Consider the following 21881-nt stretch of genomic DNA (forward strand, 5'->3'; position numbering starts at 1 on the left):
GATAATTGTTCATCACTATTTCCGTTGAGTGCTGAATGGTTCTAATGGATTTATAGCAGAAGCTTTAGAATTTCCTTTTCTTACTTTAAACCACGAGTAAATTAAACTGACTATACATACTGCTAATATTGCCCAAGGAAAGTAACCCGTTGGGAGCGGCTGACCAGGTTGAACCATAGCCCAAATAGGAAGGCTAATACTTACTAATCCTAAAATTGGAAAGATAAATTTACGATGAAATGGCCATCTTTCTTTTTTATTAAATATAACAGCTAAGTTAAGCATTAAATAAATTAGTAGAATAGGGATGGTACCTAGCGTGCTTACGTAACCAAATCCAACGACCCAATTTTCACTGAATATACCGAAGAGGATTGCTAGCACTAAACCTATTCCCATAATTAATGTTAAAGTTCCAATCGGCGTTCCCCATTTAGATACCTTTGAAAATTTGGTAGAAATTAACCCTTCTTTAGAAGAATTAAAAGCAATTCTTGAAAAGGCATTTAAGCAAGTAATGGACATCCCCACAATGCTAGTAAACCCAGCGATAATCGCAAAGATAGCAAGTTCATTTAAATACCTGTTTGCCAATTCCATAAATGGATTTGAACTTTTGCTTAGAGCAGAAGCACTATTAGAAAACCCTTGAATCACACAATATGTGACAAATATATAGAAGATAGCCATAATTGCAATACTGGCTAAAACAGCTCGAGATGTATTACGTTCTGGATTTTCTGTTTCTTCTGCCAGTGCTACAGAGTTTTCGAATCCAATAAATAGATAAACAGCTAAAGGGAAACCTAAACCAATTCCCGCGAGTCCACCTTTAATAGAAGATAAATGAAATGGTTCTAAAGATAGTGGTTCAGGAGGATAGAATAAAATCAAGATAGAAACAACTAATAGAACAATAACTTCTATTATTAATGCTACAGAAGCAATTTTTGTAGAACGATCTATTCCGACTATTGTCAATCCCCATATGAATAAAGTTAAAAGAATCGTAGGAATAATCCAGTGAATATGAATTCCGTATAGCGCTAGCGAATCGGCTGTCCAACCACCTAATTCAATAAATGCTGAAGCGGCAAGAAAAAATGTTCCAACTATAAATATGATTGCTGAGGCAGTTCCAACTACGCTGCCAAACGTCATACCAATATATTTTACAAGTGACCCGCTCGAGGGATACTTCTTAGAGAAGTTCGTTAGACTTAACCCGACCATTGCTACTGCTAATGCGGCAATTAATAATGTGAGGGGAGAGCCGGTACCTGTCGCTAGAAAAATAACTGGTAATCCATAATAAATGGCTGCTGCTGGAGCAATTTGAGCCAATGTAGAGTTTACTGCATCAAATAATGTTAGTCTTTTTTTCGGAGCTAATTGTGACGTTATCTTAGTACTCATATTTTTCCTCCACCGTATAATAAAAAGGATTTATCTACAATAAGAGGCTCTTTCTCAATGAATAAGAGAGTAGGAGCCTCAGGTTGACCATTTAGCCAATATTTTAAGTCTGAATTTTTTATGTTTTAGACGTAGCGGTTTCCTTTGAAAAGTAATGATGATACTGACGTCCCGGGTGATGATCCGGCAGCTGATCGTATCCGAATAAATTTTTCCGAAAAGAACCTGATTCATATTCTTTCCGTACAAGGCCGCGTTCTTGCAGTAGAGGAACAACATATTCAACAAAGTCTTCAAACGTACCAGGAGATACAGCATAAGCAATGTTAAACCCATCTACATCCGTTTCATCAATCCACTTTTCCATCTCGTCTGCAATTTGAGCCGGTGTTCCAACGGCTACTGGACCAAGGCCGCCTATTCCTACGAAATCAGCCACTTCCCGTATGGTCCACTGCTTGTTTGGATCAATTTTTGTAAAGGTCTCAATAACAGATTGAATTGCATCGCTTTGTATATACTCTATTTTTTCATCAGGAGCATACTCGTCAAAATTGATGCCAGTCCATCCTCCTAAAAGTGCCAAACTGCCTTCATAGCTAGTATGCTGTACGTAATCATGGAATTTGGCTTTTGCTGCTTCTTCAGTTAGCCCAATAATGGGTGTAAATACAGAAAGGACTTTAACTGTCTCAGGGTCCCGCCCGCTGATTTTGGCTTCTTCACGTATTTTTCGAACATAGTTTTTTGCAATCGAAGCTGTCGGCACGCTAATAAACATGAGTTCAGCGTGTTTCAAAGCAAATGCTCGCCCTTTTTTAGAAGCGCCCGCTTGAAAAAGAACAGGGGTTCTTTGCGGAGATGGTTCGCATAAATGAGCTCCTGGAACTTTATAATATAAACCATTATGTTGAATATCATGAACTTTATTAGGATCTGTATATACCTTGTTAATTTTGTCTACAGATACAGCATCGTCTTCCCAACTTCCTTCCCATAGCTTATATACCACTTCTAAATATTCATCCGCTATTTCATAGCGTTCATCATGGCTTGTTTGTTGATTCAATCCAGTGTTAACAGCGGCACTGTTTAGATAAGAAGTAACAATGTTCCATCCTATACGTCCTTTTGTTAAATGATCCAAAGTAGACATACGTCGTGCAAATATATAAGGATGTTCATAACTTGTGGACACTGTTAACCCGAAACCTAGATGTTTTGTTGCTTGTGCCATAATGGGAATTAAAAATGCAGGGTCATTAACTGGAAGTTGTGCTCCCTGGCGTACAGCAGGATCGCGTGAACCTTGATACACATCATAGGTTCCTAACACATCAGCAAGAAAAATGGCATCAAAGTGTCCTTTTTCTAATACTTTAGCTAAATGCGTCCAATATTCAGCATCTTTATAAGTAGAGGATCTATCATCAGGATGTGTCCATAGTCCAGGAGAATAATGTCCGGCGCAATTCATTTCAAAAGCATTAAGGTATATTCGTTTTTTAGTCATATCCATTTCTCCTTATTGTTTTTGTCTTTTAAAATTTATAGAGTTATTAAGAATAATCAGTAGGTGTCGGGTATTCTCCTGTTAACACCCAACGTCCAATGTTCTTTCTTTTATACTCAATTGGATTATGGAGAGAATGAGTACGTACATTACGCCAAAACCTGTCAAAATTATTTTTTCTTGTAGCCGAGCGGGCACCCATTACCTCGAACATACTGCTTGTAACGTGTAAAGCAACCTTTGTTCCGAATACATTTGCTGCCCCTGTAGCAAGAACCACTTCTCCACGCTCTTCTGCAGATACGGCTTTGTCTTTGGCCCAAGCTTCATCCAGTTTTTCTCCTGCTCTTTCTACCAAGGTGACAGCAGCTTGAATATCAACCCAAAAATCACCATAGCGACGCTGAATAAAAGGATCTTCAACAGCTTGTTCATAATCACTCAAATACCAGGGACGAGACTTTTCTCGTGTATAACGACGGGCTTCTTCCAATGCCCCTTCAGCACTTCCAACAAAAACATTTGCTAATACAATTTGAGATATAATAGCGTCAAATGTAGAGAATGCAGTCCGTTCTGAATCTGTTAAGTTGATAATTTCTTCAGCATGTATGATTACATTTTTAAAAGTAACTGAGCCGCTATCTGTTTGTCTTTGACCCATACCGTCCCAGTCGTCGTTTATCGTTATGCCTGAACGTTTAGTTGGAACTATACCTACGTATGGTTGACCATTCTCTTCCCATAGAATTAACAGACGGTCAGAATCTTGGGACCCTGTACTAAAGGTATTACGTCCGTTTAAAATGACTGTATCTCCTTCTGTTTTTCCTTGCAAAGTAGGTTCAATTGGATTAAATGAATTTCCCCAAAACCAATTATGGGCAGCAGATTCTGTATAATAATAATTCTTTTGCTCATGAGATCCGCAAAAGTGAGGAGTTGTTAAGTGAAGAAAGTGATACCCATATAAATGTGCTAATGCAGCATCGGTTTTGGCTAGTTCCCGAACAATGCGAAGCACAACAGACCAGCTTTGACCTTCGCCTCCGTATTTAATAGGAATTAAAACCTTAAGTAAGCCGCTGTTACGAATGGCATCTTTTTGTGCTTTTGCCGTTCCGCCTGCTTTATCGCGTTCAGCGGCATCTTTAGCAAACCCTTCAGCGAGTAAAGAAGCTTTTTTTATGTAGTAAGAAGATTCTTGTACAGTTGCATTTGTCATTTGTTTTCCTCATTTCATTTTTAAAATTTTAATACTTGTCTACAAAACAAAAGAGGCTCCTCAAACGCTATGGATACGTTTGAAGAGCCTCCGGTTGACCAGACGGCCTGATTAATATGAAGTCTATATTAAGTTAATTATTCCTATTTGTAAAGTCAGTTTTTTGGGTAACATAAACATTTTGGTTAGGTTTTTTAGACTTTCTATCTAATGCTCGATTGAGGCACTCAAGTACAGCCAGCACAAATAAAATATGTAATCTCAAGGTTTAAAAATACTAAATTGACAGTCAAAAAGATGTTTGGTATATTTTTCAAAAGATTTAAAATTCTTATTGGAATTATCGGATTTAAAAATGTTTGTTAAACCTATAGCGGAAATAGAACAGTCGACCAGACGAATGGAGACAAAAATGACGGGGATTACCTCAGATTTTTTGTCTTTTTTAGTGGCCGCAGATTAACGCCATATGTTTAATACATCACAAATGATGGAGGTAGAGAGAGAAATGAAGAAATTTGTATGGCTTTTTGCATTATTAGCAGTGATTACTGTTGTGGGAGGGTGTGGAAATAAAGAAAAAGCATCTGGCCAAAATAGTGACAAGAAAGAAGATATAGTTCTTAAAGTGGGAGCAGCTTCCACGCCGCATGCCGAAATTTTAAAGTATGTGGAACCCGATTTGAAAAAAGAAGGTATAAAGTTGGACATTGTAAATATTAAAGACGGCATACAGACAAATGAACAAACAGCAAATGGAGAATTAGATGCCAACTATTTTCAGCATACGCCATACTTAAAGCAAACGAATAAAGACAGTGGATTAAATCTTGTCAACGTGACAAACGTTCATATTGAACCGTTTGGAGTGTATTCTAAAAAAATAAAATCAATTGATGATTTATCCAAAGGAGCAAAGGTTGCTGTTCCTAATGACCCGGTGAATTTTTCACGTGCACTAGAGCTATTCCAGGCTAATGGAATCATTGAATTAAACAAGAAACCTAGTGGTAGTTCTTATACGGTTGAAGATATTTCAAAGAATAAAAAGAAGCTAGACTTTGTTGCAGTAGATGGTCCGCTCCTTGTCCGCTCTCTTGATGATGTAGAAGCTTCAGCTATCAATACGAATTACGCTCTTGAAGGCGGATTTAAACCAACTAAAGATGCGTTAATTATTGAAAAGAAAGAGTCTCCTTACGTGAATATTTTAGTGACTACGAAAGAGAAAAAAGATGATAAAAATATTCAACGTTTAGCAAAAGCACTTACGACAGACAAGGTTAAAAAGTTTATTAATGACAAATATGATGGCGCAGTCGTTCCAGCTTTCTAAGTATAGGAGTAAAAGAGAAATAGGAATGACAGTTTGAAAGAAAAGGAGGGGTTCTTTTGATAAAGTTTCAACGTGTTTCAAAAATATTTGAGAGTGGTTCAAAGAAAGTTGAAGCCCTCAAAGACATTGAATTAACGATACAAAAAGGAGACATATTTGGGGTAATTGGATTAAGCGGGGCGGGGAAGAGCACACTGCTTCGAACGATTAATCTGCTGGAGTACCCGACGTCAGGTGAAGTGATCGTAGATGGAGAAAACTTAGCAACGTTGTCTGAAACGGAGCTAAGAAAAAACAAAAAAAGAATCGGCATGATCTTTCAACACTTTAATCTATTAAATTCAAAAACAGTGTTTGAAAATATAGCAATGCCCCTTATATTAAGTGGAAAACCAAAAAAAGACATAAAGCTACGTGTAGAAGAACTTCTTCATTTTGTAGGTTTAGAAGACAAAGCTGGTGTATATCCTGATCATCTATCAGGAGGTCAAAAACAGAGAGTGGGCATTGCGCGTGCATTAGCAACGAACCCTTCTATTTTATTATGTGATGAAGCAACTTCGGCATTAGATCCGCATACAACAGAATCTATTTTGAAATTACTGAAAAGAGTTAATGAAGAATATCAAATTACGATAGTAATAATTACACACGAAATGGAAGTCATTAAGCAAATTTGTAATCGTGTCGCTGTGATGAAGGACGGGAAGATTATTGAAACAGGAAATGTATTTGATATTTTTTCAAGTCCACGTACTGAAATTGCTAAAAATTTTGTCCAGTCGGTTGTTCGAGATGACATTCCACAAAACGTGTATGAATTAGTTCAAACTACAAATTCAAATCAGAAGATTTTTAAGATTAACTTTCTCGGCAGTAATTCGGGTCAATCTGTAATTTCAACTTTATCTAAGCGCTTTAATGTACAGGTGAATATTTTACTTGGAAATATTACAGAGTTACAGGGGATTCCATTTGGTCATTTAATTATTGAATTAATTGGCACACAAGAAGAAATAGATCGAGCTGAACTATATGCACTGCAGCAAAATATAAAAATAGAAGAGGTGGTTGAGAATGTTAGAAGTAAGCCAAGAGTTGATATTAGCGGCTTTGTGGGAAACACTGTACATGGTTAGTGCTTCCCTGCTTTTCGGGGCTTTAATTGGAATTCCTTTAGGAATTCTACTTGTTGTAACACGCAAGGGTCATATTCTTGAAAATCGAGTTATTTTTTCAATTTTAAATCCTATTGTAAATATTCTTCGTTCGATTCCGTTCATTATTTTACTTGTAGCGATCATCCCATTTACAAGGTTCATCGTCGGAACGACTATCGGTACAACGGCGGCTATTGTTCCGCTTGTTTTACATATTGGACCTTATATGGCTAGACTCGTTGAAAATTCTTTGCTTGAAGTAAATGAAGGTATTATTGAAGCAGCGCAAGCGATGGGTGCTTCTAAAACTCAAATTGTATTCCGTTTTTTAATTCCAGAGGCCTTTCCCTCTCTTATTTTAAGCTTAACAACTGTCACAATTGGGTTAATTGGAGCAACGGCAATGGCCGGTGCTATCGGAGGCGGAGGGCTTGGCGATTTAGCTATTACTTACGGCTATCAGCGCTTCAGCACGATTACTATTGTAGTCACCGTCGTGCTTCTTATCATTATTGTTCAAGGTATTCAATCTTTAGGGAACATCATAGAACGCAAGATTAGAAGAGTGTAAAAACGTATTAGAAGCAAGCTTTTTAAAAGGGGAGTTATAAATGAAAAAACCGATATTTCTGCTTCTGCTGTTGTTCATCCTCGTCATAACAGGATGTTCTAATTCCTCATCCAGTGCCAATAGTAAAGAAGCTAAAATTAAAGTAGGCATTCGAAGTTCTGAACTTAGGACGTGGGAATTTATAAAAGAGAAAGCAAAAAAACAAGGCCTGGATATAGAACTTGTGAATTTTTCTTCAGCTTACGATCCTAATCAAGCCTTAGCTGAAGGAGAAATAGATGTAAATGCGTTTCAGCACGTTGCTTATTTAGACTCATTTAATCAAAAGAACGGAACGGATATTGTGCCAATTGGAACGACCATCATTGCCCCTCTAGGTCTTTATTCTGAAAAATATAAATCATTAAAAGACATTCCAAACGGTGCTCAAATTGCTGTTCCAAATGATCCTTCCAACTGGGGAAGAGCACTAGTTTTACTGCAAGAAGCGGATTTAATTACAGTGGTCGAAGGCTTTGACGGTAACGGAGGAGAGGATAAAATTAAAAGCAACCCTAAAAATTTAAAGATTGTTCCCGTCGATTCTGCAAGCACTCCCCGCGTTATGCAAGATACGGCGGCTTCCATTATTAACAACGGTGTAGCTGTGGAAGCGGGTCTAAGTTTAAAGGACGCACTCATTCATGAAAATAAAACAGCGAAGCCCTATATTAATGTCATCGCTGCAAGAAAAAAAGATCAGGATAAAGTGTATTTAAAGAAGCTAGTAAAAGTGTATCAATCCAAAAGTACGGCTGCCTTTATTAAAAAAACATACAAAGGAAATTATATTCCGACGTTTATTAGTTTGAAAGAATTGAATGCGTACAAAGACACGTATAAAACAAAATAAGTACAAAATAGGAGTGGGAAAATGGCCAAGGAACGAAAAATGAAACTTGCAGCATATTTGATTGGCACAGGTATGCATGTAGCTTCATGGCGTCATCCTGATTCAAAGCCTGACGCAAGCATCGATGTTTCTGTGTATCAAAAGCTTGCACAAACCGCTGAAAGAGGAAAATTTGATATCGCCTTTATTGCCGACAGTTTAGCAGTAAATGCAGAGTCGCACCCTCAGATTTTAAATCGATTTGACCCTATTGTAATCATTACAGCAATGGCAGCAGCTACTGAAAAAATTGGCATTGTTGCCACATCTTCAACTACTTACAATGAACCTTATACACTAGCGCGTCAGTTCGCCTCTGTCGATCATGTAAGTGGAGGAAGGGCGGGCTGGAATGTTGTGACGACAGCAGATGCAACAGGTGAAACGGCGTTAAACTTTAACCGTGATACTCATTGGGAACACGATCACCGTTATGAACGTGCGGAAGAATTTATTGATGTTGTTCAAGGGTTATGGGATTCGTGGGAAGATGCTGCCTTTTTATATGATAAAGAAAACGGAGCGTTTTTTGATGCTAAAAAGGTACATGAACTTAACTATAAAGGTAAGTATTTTTCTGTAAAAGGGCCGTTAAATATCGCTCGTTCCGTCCAAGGACAGCCCGTTATCGTTCAGGCCGGTTCTTCTGAGCCGGGACAGCGCTTAGCGGCAAGAACGGCAGAAGTGGTATTTGCTCACCTAGATAACATAGAAGAAGCCAAAAGCTTTTATAAATCCCTTAAATCAAGGCTTTCTGAATACAATAGAACAGAAGCGGATTTACATATTCTTCACGGTATTTCCCCTATTGTAGGAGGAACAGAAGAAGAAGCGGTTCAAAAATACAGCGATTTACAAAAGCTAGTGAATCCATATGAAGGATTAAAGTTCGTTTCTGGGTATATGGGGAACGTGGATTTTACCAAGTATGCCCTAAATACTCCTGCATCAGAGGTGGAATTTCCAGTCGTGAATGGCATTCAAAGTCAGTTTGATGAGATGCTAAGAATTATAGCAAGGGAAAAACTTACGGTAGGAGATCTTTATACGCGATTTTTCGGTGCTGCAAGGAAAGATAACTTTGTAGGAACCCCCATTCAAATTGCGGACGAAATGGAAAGATGGTTTCAGGAAAAAGCAGCGGACGGATTTATGCTGCAGTTTCCTTTGCTTCCATCTGGCTTAGATGATTTTGTAAATCTTGTTGTACCAATCTTACAAGAGAGAGGTTTGTTTCGGTTAGACTATGAAGGAAGCACATTAAGAGACCATTTGGAGCTTAAAAAACCTGGAAATAAGTTTGTTGATGAAGGTGTAAGGCCGATCATGTAGAAAGAAGCAAAATTATTTTGTTTAAAGGTAAATCCGAACGATTAATAAATTTTATTAATCGTTCGGATTTTTTGTTGTTGTGGTGAACGCAGGTTTCATGTATGTAGGTGCTTCTAGCTGTTGATTGGAGGGCAAGGCTCATCGGCTGCCCGCGGAAAGCGAAGTCTTGCACGGAAATCCACAGCGGTGTAACAAGCGGTTCAGCTCATGTATCCAATTTGTCCGTCTTTAGATTCGTTTGATTTAGGTATGTCTCAACCTCTTTTTTTGTGGATTTAATTGGTTAAGAAACAAAAGTTTAGCATATGATAAATATCTTACTAGTCTAATTAATCGTACATTTTAGTTCTTAAAAGGTCTTTTGAAAAATCCTCATAAAAATATGATAAAATCGGATAGGATATATATTTCGAGGAAGGAAAGTGTTTTTTATGATTATTGGTAACGAACAAGATTTAGAAAGTTTACGCAAAATTGGACGCATTGTTGCACTTGCGCGCGAAGAGATGAAAAACCAAGCAAAAGCAGGCATGACAACAAAAGAGCTTGATATGATCGGTAAAAAAATATTGGATGAACACGGTGCTATTTCTGCACCTGAAAAAGAATATAATTTCCCAGGTGTAACGTGCATTAGTGTAAACGAAGAAGTGGCTCACGGTATTCCCGGAGACCGAGTATTAAAAGATGGCGATTTAGTCAATGTGGATGTATCTGCCGTACTTGATGGCTATTATTCAGATACGGGTATTTCATTTGTTATTGGGCAAGACGAAGAAAAAGAAAAGTTGTGCCAAGCTGCAGTAGATGCATTTTGGGCAGCCATGAAAAAAGTAAAAGCTGGTTCAAAACAAAACCAAATTGGTCGTGCTGTATCTAACTTTGCACATCAAAACGGATATGCTGTTATTGAAAACTTAACGGGTCACGGTGTGGGCCGCAGCTTGCATGACGCTCCTAACCATATTTTAAACTATTATGATCCAATGGATAAAGCCCTTTTGAAAAAAGGCCTTGTTATTGCTGTAGAGCCGTTTATCTCTATGAAAGCTGATCATATCATTGAACGCGGAGACGACGGCTGGACGTTTGTTACACCTGATAATAGTCTTGTAGCACAATGTGAACATACGATTGTTGTAACAAACGGTGAACCGATTATTTTAACTGAACTATGAGGGTGCAGCATATTACCCCACGCACCTGCTAATTTCTAAAGATTTTATTAGCAAAAGCTACCTCACTGCAATGATCGTTCATTGCAGTGAGGTGGCTTTTTTCAGGAAAACTTAAAATGTAACTTCTTATTCAAGTGGTCTGCTCCGCATCAAGTAGACACTAGTAAAAAACTACACAGATATTTCGATGTTCATTAATCAATAAAACTCCCTTCGTTCGAATAATAGACAGATATTATATACTTTGTTCTCGGAACCTGTGTTTACACGTTACCTGTTAAATAACGATGGATAGAAGTAAACACTTTTTCTCTTATCAGCTCTTTTTCATTAAATAAATGATGTTTTCCATTCTCTATAAGTTCAATATCTATATTTGGAAACTTCTTCAGTAAGAAACCAACATTATACCTCCAATCCACTGTTGTATCTTTTTTTCCTTGAAGGATGAGAATAGGAATAGGACTAGGGCTCCCTTCCTTAATTAATTCATTCCATCTTATCAAGGCTTCTACCCAACCGAGGGGGAGCTGATCATACTGTAACGGATCATTCTTCACAAAATGCAAAAACTTTGAATCTGATGAATTGTTTCGAATTATCCTTTTCAAATTCGTGGTGAACACTTTTAAGAACTTTATACAAATGGTGATTGCATTCCAGTGATAAGGACGAACGAGGGGACAGACAAGGACCGCCTTTCGAACCTGAGATGCTTCATGGTTATTCAGTATATAATCGACTGCAGCAGCAGCGCCAGTACTATGAGCTACAATATAGATAGGTAGAGAGCTTGAAGACAGGTGTCTACGCATGACTTCTCGAATACTTTCTACATAGAGAGAAAACTCCGATACGGCTCCTCGTTCTCCTGTTGACAATCCATGTCCTGGTAAATCAAATGTCAACACATGAAACCCTTTTTGAATCAAAAAACGAATAACCGTACTTAGTACTCCAGCATGATCATAATAGCCATGAAGAAGGAGTATATGAGCTTTTATCTGTAAGGGACGAAAAGATTGGATAAACAACCGTTCATGAGCAACCGTTTCAAATCCGTAGCGATACATTAGCCCCTCTGTTGGAAGATTGTAAAACTCACTGTAACGTTTCATATTTTCAGCCATGGGGCGTGAATCGTATGTAAAAGGAAAATGCTGATCGTTTTGAATATTTTTAATAACTTGTTTCATATTCCACCTCTGTATCTCAGTAATTTATCTCATCGAATAATATTATATTCCCCATTTAATAACAGAAAATGAAGAACCAAATGATTGTATTAGAGAATAAAAAGTTTAAGTAAGTTTGAAAAGCCCCTAGATTTAACAAAAATCTAGGGGCTTTTATTTTTTGTAATCAGCATGGTGAACTATTAATACAGATGTACATTAAATATATTGTTCCCATAATTAAACTGATCGTTAGTCTTTAATTTATATATCGTAGAGAAAGTATGCGTGTCTATTATTGGTTAGATAAACCGTTTTTCATTTGGCTTCTACTCTTCATTGTTTGCATGGTTGGAGATGCGATTTTGTTCCCCGTCCCTCTTATTAGCCAAATGGCCAAAGTCCCAATTCCTACACCTAAAAGTGAAAGTAGTATGACTCTGTTATTATTTCTCTTTCCAAACATTCCATTAAAATTAAATAAAGAAGTTAGCCCCTGTAAGTTGTTCATTATGCAAATCCCTCTTTGATAGTTGTTTGAAAGAAACCGTTCTTCCAACGGCTTTATTTTTTGACGATGTTACTTATATATACGCGGAAAATGATACTATCCCTATTTGGGATTTTAAATTATTACCTGTAATTATTAAAAGAATAATGTGGATCTTAATAGATATACGACTACTGTAAGGGGTGAAGAATAAGTGAAGAAAAGAAAATATTTATTTGGTCTCCTATCAACCATTTTATCAGTAGGGTTTCTTTTTGGTTGTAATGATAAAAAGGATGAAGCTGAACCTGATCCAACTTTATTAATACGTTGATTAAATGTTTTTATTTTAAGCCTCGTCCATTTATGGAGCGCCGTGTCGGTATACTCATTCCTTCAAAGATGGATTCTTCATTCTTAAGTAAACATACGTTGCTTGCTTTTGCTGTATCCACTTCTATCTTTCTCCATAAACGTATTCTTGGGTCAGTTATGTTGGGATTGTCCTTGTTAACGGGATTCTCAAGGATTTGGCTAGGACATCATTATCCTTCTGATAGTCTTCATTGGTAGCTTGACAAGCACTATCGTTGACAAATTCCCAGGTGCTTTAAAGGTAATGAAACGAAAAATAAAAGTATCATCATGTTCCAATATATAAATGAAGCGTTTTGAATATCTAATTGTGGTAGACTCGGTTCTGGATTAGCTTTATAAGTCACATTGTTTATCCTTTTAGTGATTATTATATAGTTGTTATGGTGGAGACTTTTGTGGATAGTGATGATAATAAGCTAAAGCAGCTAAGGGATTTTCCGAAGCGTCTTATTTTTAATTGTGAAATATATATTCAGACTGATGAGCTGAGCAACCTTATCAGTCTTCGTAGTTTATCATCCGTTCTTATACATATGGGATTTTAGGATTCTTCATTTTTCAAGTGCCTTTTAGCTTTATAAACTGGATTTATTTAAGACAAACCCTGTAATTAGTTCATTAAACTGAATCCCTTTTTTTGTAGGCAGTTGGTGACCCTGCTGTGTAAAAATAAAGAATTCAGCATGTTTACATTTATTTTTATACTCTTTCATATAGCGGATAGTCCAATCCTTTTTTCCACCATACATAAACAACAAAGGTACTGTTAAACGATGAAGTTTGTCTAAACAGTTATATTGTAATGAATGATTATAATACTGATACCATGATTCTTGATCGGCTTTTTTCATATAATTAACTAGGTTTCTTCTTAGTGTCTTGTCTCTGGTATGACTTCTAGCAATGCTTGTTATTAATATATTTAGGTGTTCTCTTACCATATATAATCCTATTTTATGTAATAATTGTCCAGGCATATCTCTTACTATAGGATATGCTCCTGAGAAAATTAATAATTCTATTCTATCGGAATGATAAATAGCAAGCTCTTGAGCAATTAGACAGCCAGCAGAATAGCCACATATAATGGCCTTGTTTAAATGTAATGCATCCATAAAGCGTAATATTTCGTTTGCGTAGAAGGGAATTGATACAGTTTGTGCAGCTTTTGGGCTTTGTCCATGACCACTTAAATCAGGAAAGATGACTCTCATATGCTTGGATAAATCGTATTGATAGTAAAACACTTTATTTCCCATCCCAGGTGGATGAATAAAGATGATAGGTATACCCTGTCCATACTCTTCATAGTACAAATATTGATTAGTGTCTATTTCAACAAAAGGCATGCTTATTTCTCACTCCAAAATCGATTAATAACTACTTTTTAGTTAAAGTTAATTCGGTTGATGAAAACTGAAATTTTTCTTCATCTTACATTTAACTTAATACAATTAACTATTTGTTCTGTATTGTTTAATCTCAAATAACTTCTTTTAGTATTTAGTATGGGATTAGTATAGTGGCACTATACACACTAAAAAAGATTTAGATTTAACAATTACTAATAAGATTTCCTATAATGTCCATTATACAGATTGGAAATAAATACTTTATACAGGCTAAAAATAGAAAAAACTGCTCTTATCTAAGCTTTACTATCTATATAATTTGTAACGAAAAAACATACAAACAGAGTTAAGTTTAAATAATCAATGAAATTTTTAACTAGATATAATAATTTTGGAAAATACAACAAAAGATAAGGATAGGTTTCATTACGCTTTTCTATGCAACCTTACATAAAAGGAAGGAGCTGTCTATGTTGTTTCGAAAGGTTCGAAGAAGATTCCATAAGCTAAAACAACTCTATACGGATCAACAGATTAACGAGCAACAAGTACTGCTTTCTTTAGACTTAGATGAAAACCTACAGGTTCTTCGCTCCATCTATCAGGACTGTTTTGATGTAGTCTTTCGGACGTTTTTAATAGGTGGACAAACAAAAGCCGTCCTTATCTATATAGAGGGTTTATCTAATATTGAGGAGATTGATGAGAATGTTCTCGCCCCACTTACGTCAGAAACAGAAGAAAGGGTTCGTAGTTTACGTGAAATGTTAAAGAAAAAGATACACATTTCAAAGATGAAAGAAGTTAAGACGTTCGCAGATTGTATAGAGAATATCTCCATCGGGAACCCTGTGCTTTTCGTACAACATGAAGCATCTGGACTTGCCTTGGGGTTGGCAAAGTGGGAAAAGAGATCGATTGAAGAACCAACCGCAGAAAGTGTTGTACGGGGACCAAGGGAAGGTTTTGTGGAAACATTAGGAGTCAGTACTTCCCTCCTCCGACGGAAGATCAAAAGTCCTCACCTCAAAATGAAATCGATGAAAATCGGGAGTTATACTAACACCGATGTTGTAATTGCCTACATAGAAGGACTTGCGGATCACACCCTTATTGAGGAAGTCGAAAATCGATTGCAGCGCATCGAAATAGATAGTGTATTGGAAAGTGGATATATTGAAGAACTGATTGAAGACAATTCCTATTCTCCTTTTCCTCAACTTGTCAATACAGAACGGCCGGATGTAGCTGCTGCTAATCTCTTAGAGGGGCGTGTGGTGATTCTAGTGGATGGTACTCCTTTTGTCTTAATTGCGCCTATTAGTTTTTTTTCCCTACTTCAGTCGCCTGAAGACTATTACCAACGCTACATGATTAGTTCAATTATCCGCATTTTACGCTTTGTATTTATGGTACTTTCTCTTCTTTTACCTTCGCTCTATGTAGCAGTCCTTACCTACCATCAAGAGATGGTGCCGACGGCCTTGCTGATTAGCGTGGCATCTTCACGGGAAAGTGTTCCCTTTCCAGCACTTGTTGAAGCATTAATGATGGAGGTTACATTTGAAGCACTACGTGAAGCAGGAGTCAGACTTCCAAAACAGGTCGGTGCCGCTGTTAGTATTGTCGGCGCTTTGGTCATCGGTCAAGCTGCAGTTCAGGCCGGTCTGGTTTCTGCTCCAATGGTCATTGTTGTTGCGATTACAGGAGTTTCGTCCTTTATGGTGCCACACTATACGCAAGGAATTGCGTTAAGAATGCTACGCTTTCCTATCATTCTGCTTGCTGGAACGTTGGGTTTGCTTGGAGTTATGCTTGGGGTGATTACAATCGTCGTTCACCTATGTACGTTGCGTTCTTTTGGGATTCCATACTTGACACCAATCGCTCCGGTGAAGGGGCGTGAGTTGAAAGATGCCTTGATTCGAGCTCCATGGTGGAAAATGGACACACGCCCCCATTTAACCGGGGAGTTCAACTCATACCGACAGTCCCCTAGCCAAAAACCAAATTCCAGTAAAGGAGACGAATAGTAGAGTAAATACATGATGAGAAGGATGTGAACAAGAATGAATCTCTTTCTATCTCGAAACGTCATAAAAACGTTGACCATTCTTCTCTTTTTTTTGGCTAGCTTTCTACTGAGCGGTTGCTGGGACAGAAGGGAAGTAAATGACACAGCGCTTGTGTTAGGGGCTGCTATTGATAAAGAAAAAGGGGGGGGAATTAGGCTTACTGTTCAAATTTTGATTCCTAAGGCTGTGAATGGTCAGCAGCAGGGAGGAGGAGCATCAGGAACAGGCTCCGAGAGTTTGGTGAGATCGGCAATTGGAGAAAATATAGCAGATGCTATGTCAAAGGTGCAGACAAAAATCCCTCGTAAAATCTTCTGGGGTCACTGCAAAGCGTATATTATCGGTGAGAAGTTTGCTAGAAATGGTGGTATTCATAAGCAAATTGACTATTTACTTCGCCATCCAGAACCTCGGGAACGTGCTCATTTGTTTGTCAGTTATGGAGAGGCAGCCGATGTTCTAGCATTACAGCCACCTTTAGAATCATACGAGGGAGAAGTGCTGCGAAAGTTATCTGAGATGAAGATTGGTATGGATGTTACAGTGAAAGATTTTGAACAGATGTTAACAGGGGATTCTGGAGTGGCTCTCCTACCTTTAATTAAAAAGTTACCGCCGTTTCTTGGGAGGAAACCACAGGAAACGATTGCTTATATAATGGGGACTGCTATTTTTAAGAAAGATAAAATGATCGGTCAAGTTGATATTAAGGCTACCAGAGGACTTTTATGGTTACGAAATGAAATCGAAGTGACTTCGGTTACAGTAAATCCTAAAAAAGGAGAATCCATCTCGCTAGACCCTATTCGACAAACGACGAAACTCATCCCTACCCTTAAGAATGGAAAATGGAAGATCCTAGCGAAGATTACATCGGAAGGGACAATTGTGCAAAATGGCAGTGATCTTGATGTTATGAGTCCACAAATTACGAAGAGAGTGGAGAAAGACGTAGAAAAAGATATCAAAAAACGCATTAACCAGTCTCTTAAACAGGTGAAGAAAGGGATGAATGTGGACGCATTTGGTTTCGCAGATGCGTTTCATCGAAAATACCCTAAAGAATGGTCGAAAGTCAAAGATCATTGGGATACAATCCTTCCGGATGTGGAAGTGAAAATAGATATTAAAACGCGTGTACGCCGACCTGGTTTATCTACTACGCCGGCGGGCTTGAAAGAAAAAGAGGTAGAAAAGAAATGAAGTGGATAACGGTAATAGGAATAACCGTATGCGTGGTTCTTATCTTTTTGTATGAATGGCCAAAAATGGATCGAAATCAGAAAAAGGAGAAAGCAGCCTTTGTGATCTTAACAACGATGGGATGGCTGCTTGCCATCCTCCTTCTGTTCTTTCCGGATATGCCAGGTCCTACACAGATGATTGACATGCTTTTCAAACCACTTGGTAAGATGTTGGAGAAATAGCAGGGGCATAGAAGTTACGGAAAAAGAAGGAGAAAAGAGAATGATCGAAAAAGGGAAAATTTCTTCATTTCAGATGGCGCTTATGATCGTACCAACGATAGTAGCAACCGCTATTCTTACCATCCCAGCCATTACGGGCAAGTATGCAGGGCGTGATATGTGGATTTCGCCAATTTTAGGTTCACTCAATGGATTTTTTACGGCGTTTATTGTGTATCAATTACATAAACTCTATCCGAAGGAATCGATCATCCAATACAGTAGACATATTATTGGTCGGATTCCAGGAAAAGTGCTTGGGTTTGTCTACTTGTTCTTTTTTTTGCATATATGTGGCACCATATCCAGGCAGTATATAGATTTTATTATTAATGCTTTTTTGCCTAAAACCCCGATGATTGTAGTTATTGGGAGCATGGTTCTTGTATGTGCTTTCGCTGTACGAGGCGGCGTGGAAGTATTGGGAAGATCTGCCCAACTGTTCGTTCCAATCTTTATACTTCTTCCACTGTTACTATTTATACTACTCATACCTCAATTCAAACCAGAGAATATGTTTCCAATTATGGAGCATGGTATGATGCCTTCGATCCTTGGAGCAGCTGTACCACAGTCTTGGTTTAGCGAAATGTTTCTTATCTCCATGCTTCTTCCTTTTTTGACAGATCATAAAAAAGGAAAGAAGTGGAGTATGATCTCGGTGGTTATCACTATGTTAGTCATGGTTTACACCAATATAGTGAACATATTCTTATTTGGAGAATCAGCAACCAGTTATATCTATCCGGTGTTTACTGCTTTCCGATACATTAGTGTTGCTACTTTTTTTGAACATCTTGAAGCCTTTGTAATTACTATTTGGGTAATGGGAATATTTATTAAACTTTCAGTATTTTACTATGCACTTGTCTTAGGAACGGCCCAATGGCTACATCTATCTGACTACCGCCCCCTTGTATTTCCACTTGGTTTTCTGGTGATTATATTCGGTATATGGGTAACTCCTAGCATGTATGAATTAACTCGATTTTTAGGTAATATATTTCCTTTTTACGGAACATTCATTATGACGTTCATTCCGGTTTTACTACTACTCATCGCTACTATCCGGAAAAAATAATTAGAAAGGAAAATGTAATCATATGCCTATAAATCAATAACATACACAATATTTTGTCGATTTAAATATTTGTAAAAGATAATAAAAAAATAGAATGGGGTAAAAAGAAATGATTGAAAAAGGGAAAATATCATCTCTTCAGATGGCGATGTTACTATACTTTATTGTATTAGCTACAGCTATTCTGACTCTTCCATCAGTCGCCGGAAAAGATGCGAAGCAAGATCTTTGGCTATCACCAATATGGGCCTCCCTCATTGGTTTTCTGACATTAGGTATTTTTTTAAAATTAAACAAGTTTTATCCTAATGAAAATATTATTCAGTACAGTGAGCGTATTATTGGAAAGCTTGCCGGAAAGACTCTTGGATTTATATATTTGTTTTTTCATCTTTATTTGAATGGTATTGTTCTACGACAGTACGCGGAGTTCATTGCAAACTTTCTTCCGAAAACCCCTATACCTGTAGTAATAGCCAGTATGGTGTTAGTTTGCATGTTTGTTGTATACGGAGGAGTAGAGGTGCTAGCACGTGCCACACAAGTTTTTCTTCCATTATTTATTCTTCCTCTTCTTCTGATGGTACTTCTACTGCTACCTGATATAGAAATTGATAATATATTTCCTATCATGGGGAATGGTATTTTACCCTCTCTACAAGGAGCTACTTCTATTCAGTCATGGTTTAACGATTTTTTTTATATTTCTTTTTTTCTTCCTTTTTTGAAAGATCGAAGTAAGGCAAGAAAATTGGGTGTGATTTCTATTGTAGCTGTTGTACTAACTATGGTGATTACAAATTTAATTACCATTCTTGTATTAGGCAGCACTACTCAAGAATACATTTATCCCGTAATAAGTGTTTCAAGGTATATCAGCATAGCTAATTTTTTTGAACATGTCGAATCAATGGTGATGGCAGTCTGGGTTACAGGTATTTTTGTTAAAGTTTCAGCCATTTATTATGTACTTACACTTGGGACAGCGCAGTGTCTAAACGTACGTGATTATAAGCCATTTGTGCTTCCATTTGGTTTTCTCCAAGTTATAGTTGCTTTGTGGATATCTTCCAATTTCCAACAACTTGTTTCCTTTTTGTCTACAAGTGGCATTGTTTTCTTTTTTTCTCTAGAAATTGTAATTCCACTTTTTCTCCTCCTTATTGCTTTTATAAAAAAAGGGAGAAATGGGGGGCTTAATAGCAATGGAACTAAAAATCAAAAGAATCATTAGCGAAGATTTGGTAAAGCAGCTGCTTTCTGCAGAAACCCGGCGCTTTGCTTCTACACGTTATAAAAGAATTGAAAAATAGAAAGACCAGAAAAATCCATGAAAAAGTTATGCGGAAAAAATGGTCAAGAGACGTGAACTACGTGCTTCTACTTCCTCGATTCTCCAATCCTTGTGTTTCCACGCAATTCCGTAATCCTCTTCATGTAAACAGATTGCATCAGAAATCGTTTTTATAGTGCCTTTACTACCTGGCATCTTAGTGTCGAAATAGCGAATTCCCTCTAGACAGCCACAGCCAAGCATTAAAGAATCAGCTACTTGCTCATCTTAATTTTTTAACTCTTTATAAAACCTTAAAAGTTAATAATAGGGTCATTTTGCTTGATATTTGTTTTATACATTTAATGAAATTGATTCTTACTTTACACTAGATAAGAAGAAAATTTATTCTAAACAAGGTTAGTATATTTATTTGCTGAGAAACGGAGGGAGTTAGATGGCAAATGTTCTTTTTTTTAACTTTCCCGGTGAAGGGCACGTTAATCCTACCATTGCATTAGTAGAAGAGCTTGTGAAAAAGGGAGAAGAGTTGGTCTATTACTGCATAGAAGAATATAGAAACAAGATTGAAAAAACAGGCGCTTTATTTCGTCCTTATGAAAACTTTCTACTCCATATAAATACAGAAAAAGGATGGCAGAGAAAATAGATCCTCTTGAAATGCTTTTGCATATGGGAAGGGCTATGGATAAGATTATAGAAGAGGTTTTAAAAGAAATAAGAGCGGAAAAGTACGATTATGTTATTTATGATAATAATTTCGCTGCCGGATGGATTATAGCTGATATATTACGAATACCCAAAGTATGTTCTTGTACAACTTTTGCAATTAATAGCCAAATTTTTTCTATGTTTATGAAGAACAGGGGAGAAATAGATAAGGAATCTCCAAGATACATGGAAATTGAACAAATTTCAAAAAAGTGGAAAGATCAATATGGAGTTATTCTTACTGATAGAAAAATACCATGACGTGTCCTGGAGATATAACGATTGTATTTACCTCCAAGCTATATCAACCCATGGCCGAAGAATTTGACGACTCTTTCATATTTGTTGGCCCTTCTATTGCGCTACGTAAAGATGTCGAAGCTTTTACGTTGGAGAACATTCGACAAAACAAACTCATCTTTATTTCGATGGGAACGGTATTTAATCATCAGCCTGAATTTTATACTACTTGCTTTGAAGCATTTGGAGATACTCAGGTCACAGTCATTCTATCTGTAGGAAGGCAGACAGATATTTGCCAATTTAATAATATTCCCCTTAATTTTATAGTGCGTAATTATGTACCCCAATTAGAAATTCTACAACAGGCAGATGTTTTCATTACCACGGCGGAATGAACAGCTCCAGTGAAGGACTCTATTTTGGTATTCCTCTTGTTGTCATTCCTGTCATGGCTGATCAACCAATAGTAGCCAAGAAAATTGAAAATTTAGGAGCTGGATTACAGCTTAATCGTAAAAAGTTAGACGCTGCTACATTACGAAATACAACAGAAAAAGTGTTACTAAATCCATCATTTAAAGAAAGCAGCTGCAAAATTGGAGAATCTTTAAAAGAGGCTGGAGGATATAAAAAAGCAGTAGAAACAATTTTAAAATTCAAGAAGGGCATTAACAAAAACACCTCTAGTTAACGAAATAAAGTGTATTAATTTATTTTTTTATATCAATTATCAATTATAAACAAATGTGCATTTTGAATGAAGAATCCTTTGGTAATAACGTTTTTTTCCTAAATTAATATAATATTATTAAAACGAGGAATAGCAAAAGTTTTAAAAAACTTAAAATCGCTTGTAATGGGTTATCCTGCTGTTCCCACAGAGTATGGTCTTTATTTATATGTGAAAACGAAAGTTTAATAACGATGAGAGTTATTATAAAGCGTTAATCCGTC

Annotated in this window: 16 protein-coding genes and 4 pseudogenes; 13 read left to right on the top strand and 7 right to left on the bottom strand. The window is 37.0% G+C overall.

Annotated elements, in window-relative coordinates; translation table 11 throughout:
• Nucleotides 1-15 precede the first annotated feature (15 nt).
• From MKY06_RS08030 to MKY06_RS08040, 3 genes are all read right to left on the bottom strand, one after another.
• The gene (locus tag MKY06_RS08030) at nt 16-1416 is read right to left on the bottom strand and encodes an APC family permease (RefSeq protein ID WP_098449072.1); all 1401 of its coding nucleotides are present in this window, start codon (nt 1414-1416) and stop codon (nt 16-18) included.
• A 118-nt stretch (nt 1417-1534) separates the two neighbouring features.
• Entirely contained in the window at nt 1535-2929 is a 1395-nt protein-coding gene (locus MKY06_RS08035) for an LLM class flavin-dependent oxidoreductase (protein ID WP_029324260.1), read from the bottom strand.
• A gap of 46 nt (nt 2930-2975) precedes the next feature.
• Nucleotides 2976-4154 (bottom strand): acyl-CoA dehydrogenase family protein, encoded by a 1179-nt coding sequence (locus MKY06_RS08040; protein ID WP_258303984.1) that lies wholly within the window; start codon nt 4152-4154, stop codon nt 2976-2978.
• A 508-nt stretch (nt 4155-4662) separates the two neighbouring features.
• Here MKY06_RS08040 and MKY06_RS08045 point away from each other — a divergent pair.
• From MKY06_RS08045 to map, 6 genes and pseudogenes are all read left to right on the top strand, one after another.
• A complete protein-coding gene (locus MKY06_RS08045; RefSeq protein ID WP_013056303.1) occupies nt 4663-5490 on the top strand; it encodes a MetQ/NlpA family ABC transporter substrate-binding protein in 828 nt (275 codons plus the stop codon).
• Nucleotides 5491-5546: 56 nt separating this feature from the next.
• Complete coding sequence (locus MKY06_RS08050; protein WP_029324264.1) at nt 5547-6629, top strand: methionine ABC transporter ATP-binding protein; 1083 nt, start codon at nt 5547-5549, stop codon at nt 6627-6629.
• A complete protein-coding gene (locus MKY06_RS08055) occupies nt 6568-7221 on the top strand; it encodes a methionine ABC transporter permease (RefSeq protein WP_098278448.1) in 654 nt (217 codons plus the stop codon). The genes MKY06_RS08050 and MKY06_RS08055 overlap by 62 nt, the downstream gene beginning before the upstream one ends.
• A 40-nt stretch (nt 7222-7261) precedes the next feature.
• Nucleotides 7262-8113, top strand: a complete 852-nt coding sequence (locus tag MKY06_RS08060) for a MetQ/NlpA family ABC transporter substrate-binding protein (protein ID WP_098278449.1) — start codon at nt 7262-7264, stop codon at nt 8111-8113.
• A gap of 21 nt (nt 8114-8134) precedes the next feature.
• Nucleotides 8135-9484: an LLM class flavin-dependent oxidoreductase gene (locus MKY06_RS08065; protein ID WP_098449074.1), complete on the top strand. Its 1350-nt coding sequence runs from the start codon at nt 8135-8137 to the stop codon at nt 9482-9484.
• Nucleotides 9485-9866: 382 nt separating this feature from the next.
• Nucleotides 9867-10662: pseudogene (gene map / locus MKY06_RS08070) on the top strand (type I methionyl aminopeptidase).
• 263 nt (nt 10663-10925) lie between these two features.
• Here the strand turns inward: map and MKY06_RS08075 are convergent.
• Together MKY06_RS08075 and MKY06_RS08080 are read right to left on the bottom strand one after the other, a co-directional pair.
• Nucleotides 10926-11858, bottom strand: coding sequence for an alpha/beta hydrolase (locus tag MKY06_RS08075; protein ID WP_013056310.1), 933 nt, complete (start codon nt 11856-11858; stop codon nt 10926-10928).
• A gap of 274 nt (nt 11859-12132) precedes the next feature.
• Nucleotides 12133-12348: a hypothetical protein gene (locus MKY06_RS08080; RefSeq protein WP_041816517.1), complete on the bottom strand. Its 216-nt coding sequence runs from the start codon at nt 12346-12348 to the stop codon at nt 12133-12135.
• Nucleotides 12349-12645: 297 nt separating this feature from the next.
• Between MKY06_RS08080 and MKY06_RS08085 the strand changes: the two are divergent.
• Nucleotides 12646-12988, top strand: a pseudogene (locus MKY06_RS08085) (phosphatase PAP2 family protein); the annotation flags it as partial.
• A 292-nt stretch (nt 12989-13280) separates the two neighbouring features.
• Here the strand turns inward: MKY06_RS08085 and MKY06_RS08090 are convergent.
• A complete protein-coding gene (locus tag MKY06_RS08090; RefSeq protein WP_013056312.1) occupies nt 13281-14054 on the bottom strand; it encodes an alpha/beta fold hydrolase in 774 nt (257 codons plus the stop codon).
• Between the two features lie 473 nt (nt 14055-14527).
• On the opposite strand from MKY06_RS08090, the gene MKY06_RS08095 reads away from it, so the two are divergent.
• The 5 genes from MKY06_RS08095 (at nt 14528) to MKY06_RS08115 (ending at nt 19913) form a co-directional block, all read left to right on the top strand.
• Nucleotides 14528-16090, top strand: coding sequence for a spore germination protein (locus MKY06_RS08095; protein WP_029711256.1), 1563 nt, complete (start codon nt 14528-14530; stop codon nt 16088-16090).
• A gap of 36 nt (nt 16091-16126) precedes the next feature.
• Nucleotides 16127-17335 carry a Ger(x)C family spore germination protein gene (locus MKY06_RS08100; protein WP_098278451.1) on the top strand — a complete coding sequence of 403 codons (1209 nt, stop codon included), beginning with the start codon at nt 16127-16129 and terminating at the stop codon, nt 17333-17335.
• Nucleotides 17332-17559, top strand: coding sequence for a hypothetical protein (locus MKY06_RS08105; protein WP_057274661.1), 228 nt, complete (start codon nt 17332-17334; stop codon nt 17557-17559). Before MKY06_RS08100 ends, MKY06_RS08105 begins: the two co-directional genes overlap by 4 nt.
• A 40-nt stretch (nt 17560-17599) precedes the next feature.
• Nucleotides 17600-18679: a GerAB/ArcD/ProY family transporter gene (locus MKY06_RS08110; RefSeq protein ID WP_029711254.1), complete on the top strand. Its 1080-nt coding sequence runs from the start codon at nt 17600-17602 to the stop codon at nt 18677-18679.
• Nucleotides 18680-18788: 109 nt separating this feature from the next.
• Entirely contained in the window at nt 18789-19913 is a 1125-nt protein-coding gene (locus MKY06_RS08115; RefSeq protein ID WP_025601825.1) for a GerAB/ArcD/ProY family transporter, read from the top strand.
• 105 nt (nt 19914-20018) lie between these two features.
• Here the strand turns inward: MKY06_RS08115 and MKY06_RS08120 are convergent.
• Nucleotides 20019-20219, bottom strand: a pseudogene (locus tag MKY06_RS08120) (copper amine oxidase); the annotation flags it as partial.
• Between the two features lie 190 nt (nt 20220-20409).
• On the opposite strand from MKY06_RS08120, the pseudogene MKY06_RS08125 reads away from it, so the two are divergent.
• Nucleotides 20410-21618 (top strand): annotated as a pseudogene (locus MKY06_RS08125) (macrolide family glycosyltransferase).
• Nucleotides 21619-21881 lie beyond the last annotated feature (263 nt).

This window comes from Priestia sp. FSL P4-0332 (assembly GCF_038005845.1).
Classification (GTDB): Bacteria; Bacillota; Bacilli; order Bacillales; family Bacillaceae_H; genus Priestia.

Bases quoted from the DNA above. Each gene is read 5' to 3' on its own strand.
- MKY06_RS08030 (WP_098449072.1), bottom strand. From the start codon at position 1,416: ATGAGTACTAAGATAACGTCACAATTAGCTCCGAAAAAAAGACTAACA.
- MKY06_RS08035 (WP_029324260.1), bottom strand. From the start codon at position 2,929: ATGACTAAAAAACGAATATACCTTAATGCTTTTGAAATGAATTGCGCC.
- MKY06_RS08040 (WP_258303984.1), bottom strand. From the start codon at position 4,154: ATGACAAATGCAACTGTACAAGAATCTTCTTACTACATAAAAAAAGCT.
- MKY06_RS08045 (WP_013056303.1), top strand. From the start codon at position 4,663: ATGAAGAAATTTGTATGGCTTTTTGCATTATTAGCAGTGATTACTGTT.
- MKY06_RS08055 (WP_098278448.1), top strand. From the start codon at position 6,568: ATGTTAGAAGTAAGCCAAGAGTTGATATTAGCGGCTTTGTGGGAAACA.
- MKY06_RS08060 (WP_098278449.1), top strand. From the start codon at position 7,262: ATGAAAAAACCGATATTTCTGCTTCTGCTGTTGTTCATCCTCGTCATA.
- MKY06_RS08065 (WP_098449074.1), top strand. From the start codon at position 8,135: ATGGCCAAGGAACGAAAAATGAAACTTGCAGCATATTTGATTGGCACA.
- MKY06_RS08075 (WP_013056310.1), bottom strand. From the start codon at position 11,858: ATGAAACAAGTTATTAAAAATATTCAAAACGATCAGCATTTTCCTTTT.
- MKY06_RS08080 (WP_041816517.1), bottom strand. From the start codon at position 12,348: ATGAACAACTTACAGGGGCTAACTTCTTTATTTAATTTTAATGGAATG.
- MKY06_RS08090 (WP_013056312.1), bottom strand. From the start codon at position 14,054: ATGCCTTTTGTTGAAATAGACACTAATCAATATTTGTACTATGAAGAG.
- MKY06_RS08095 (WP_029711256.1), top strand. From the start codon at position 14,528: ATGTTGTTTCGAAAGGTTCGAAGAAGATTCCATAAGCTAAAACAACTC.
- MKY06_RS08100 (WP_098278451.1), top strand. From the start codon at position 16,127: ATGAATCTCTTTCTATCTCGAAACGTCATAAAAACGTTGACCATTCTT.
- MKY06_RS08105 (WP_057274661.1), top strand. From the start codon at position 17,332: ATGAAGTGGATAACGGTAATAGGAATAACCGTATGCGTGGTTCTTATC.
- MKY06_RS08110 (WP_029711254.1), top strand. From the start codon at position 17,600: ATGATCGAAAAAGGGAAAATTTCTTCATTTCAGATGGCGCTTATGATC.
- MKY06_RS08115 (WP_025601825.1), top strand. From the start codon at position 18,789: ATGATTGAAAAAGGGAAAATATCATCTCTTCAGATGGCGATGTTACTA.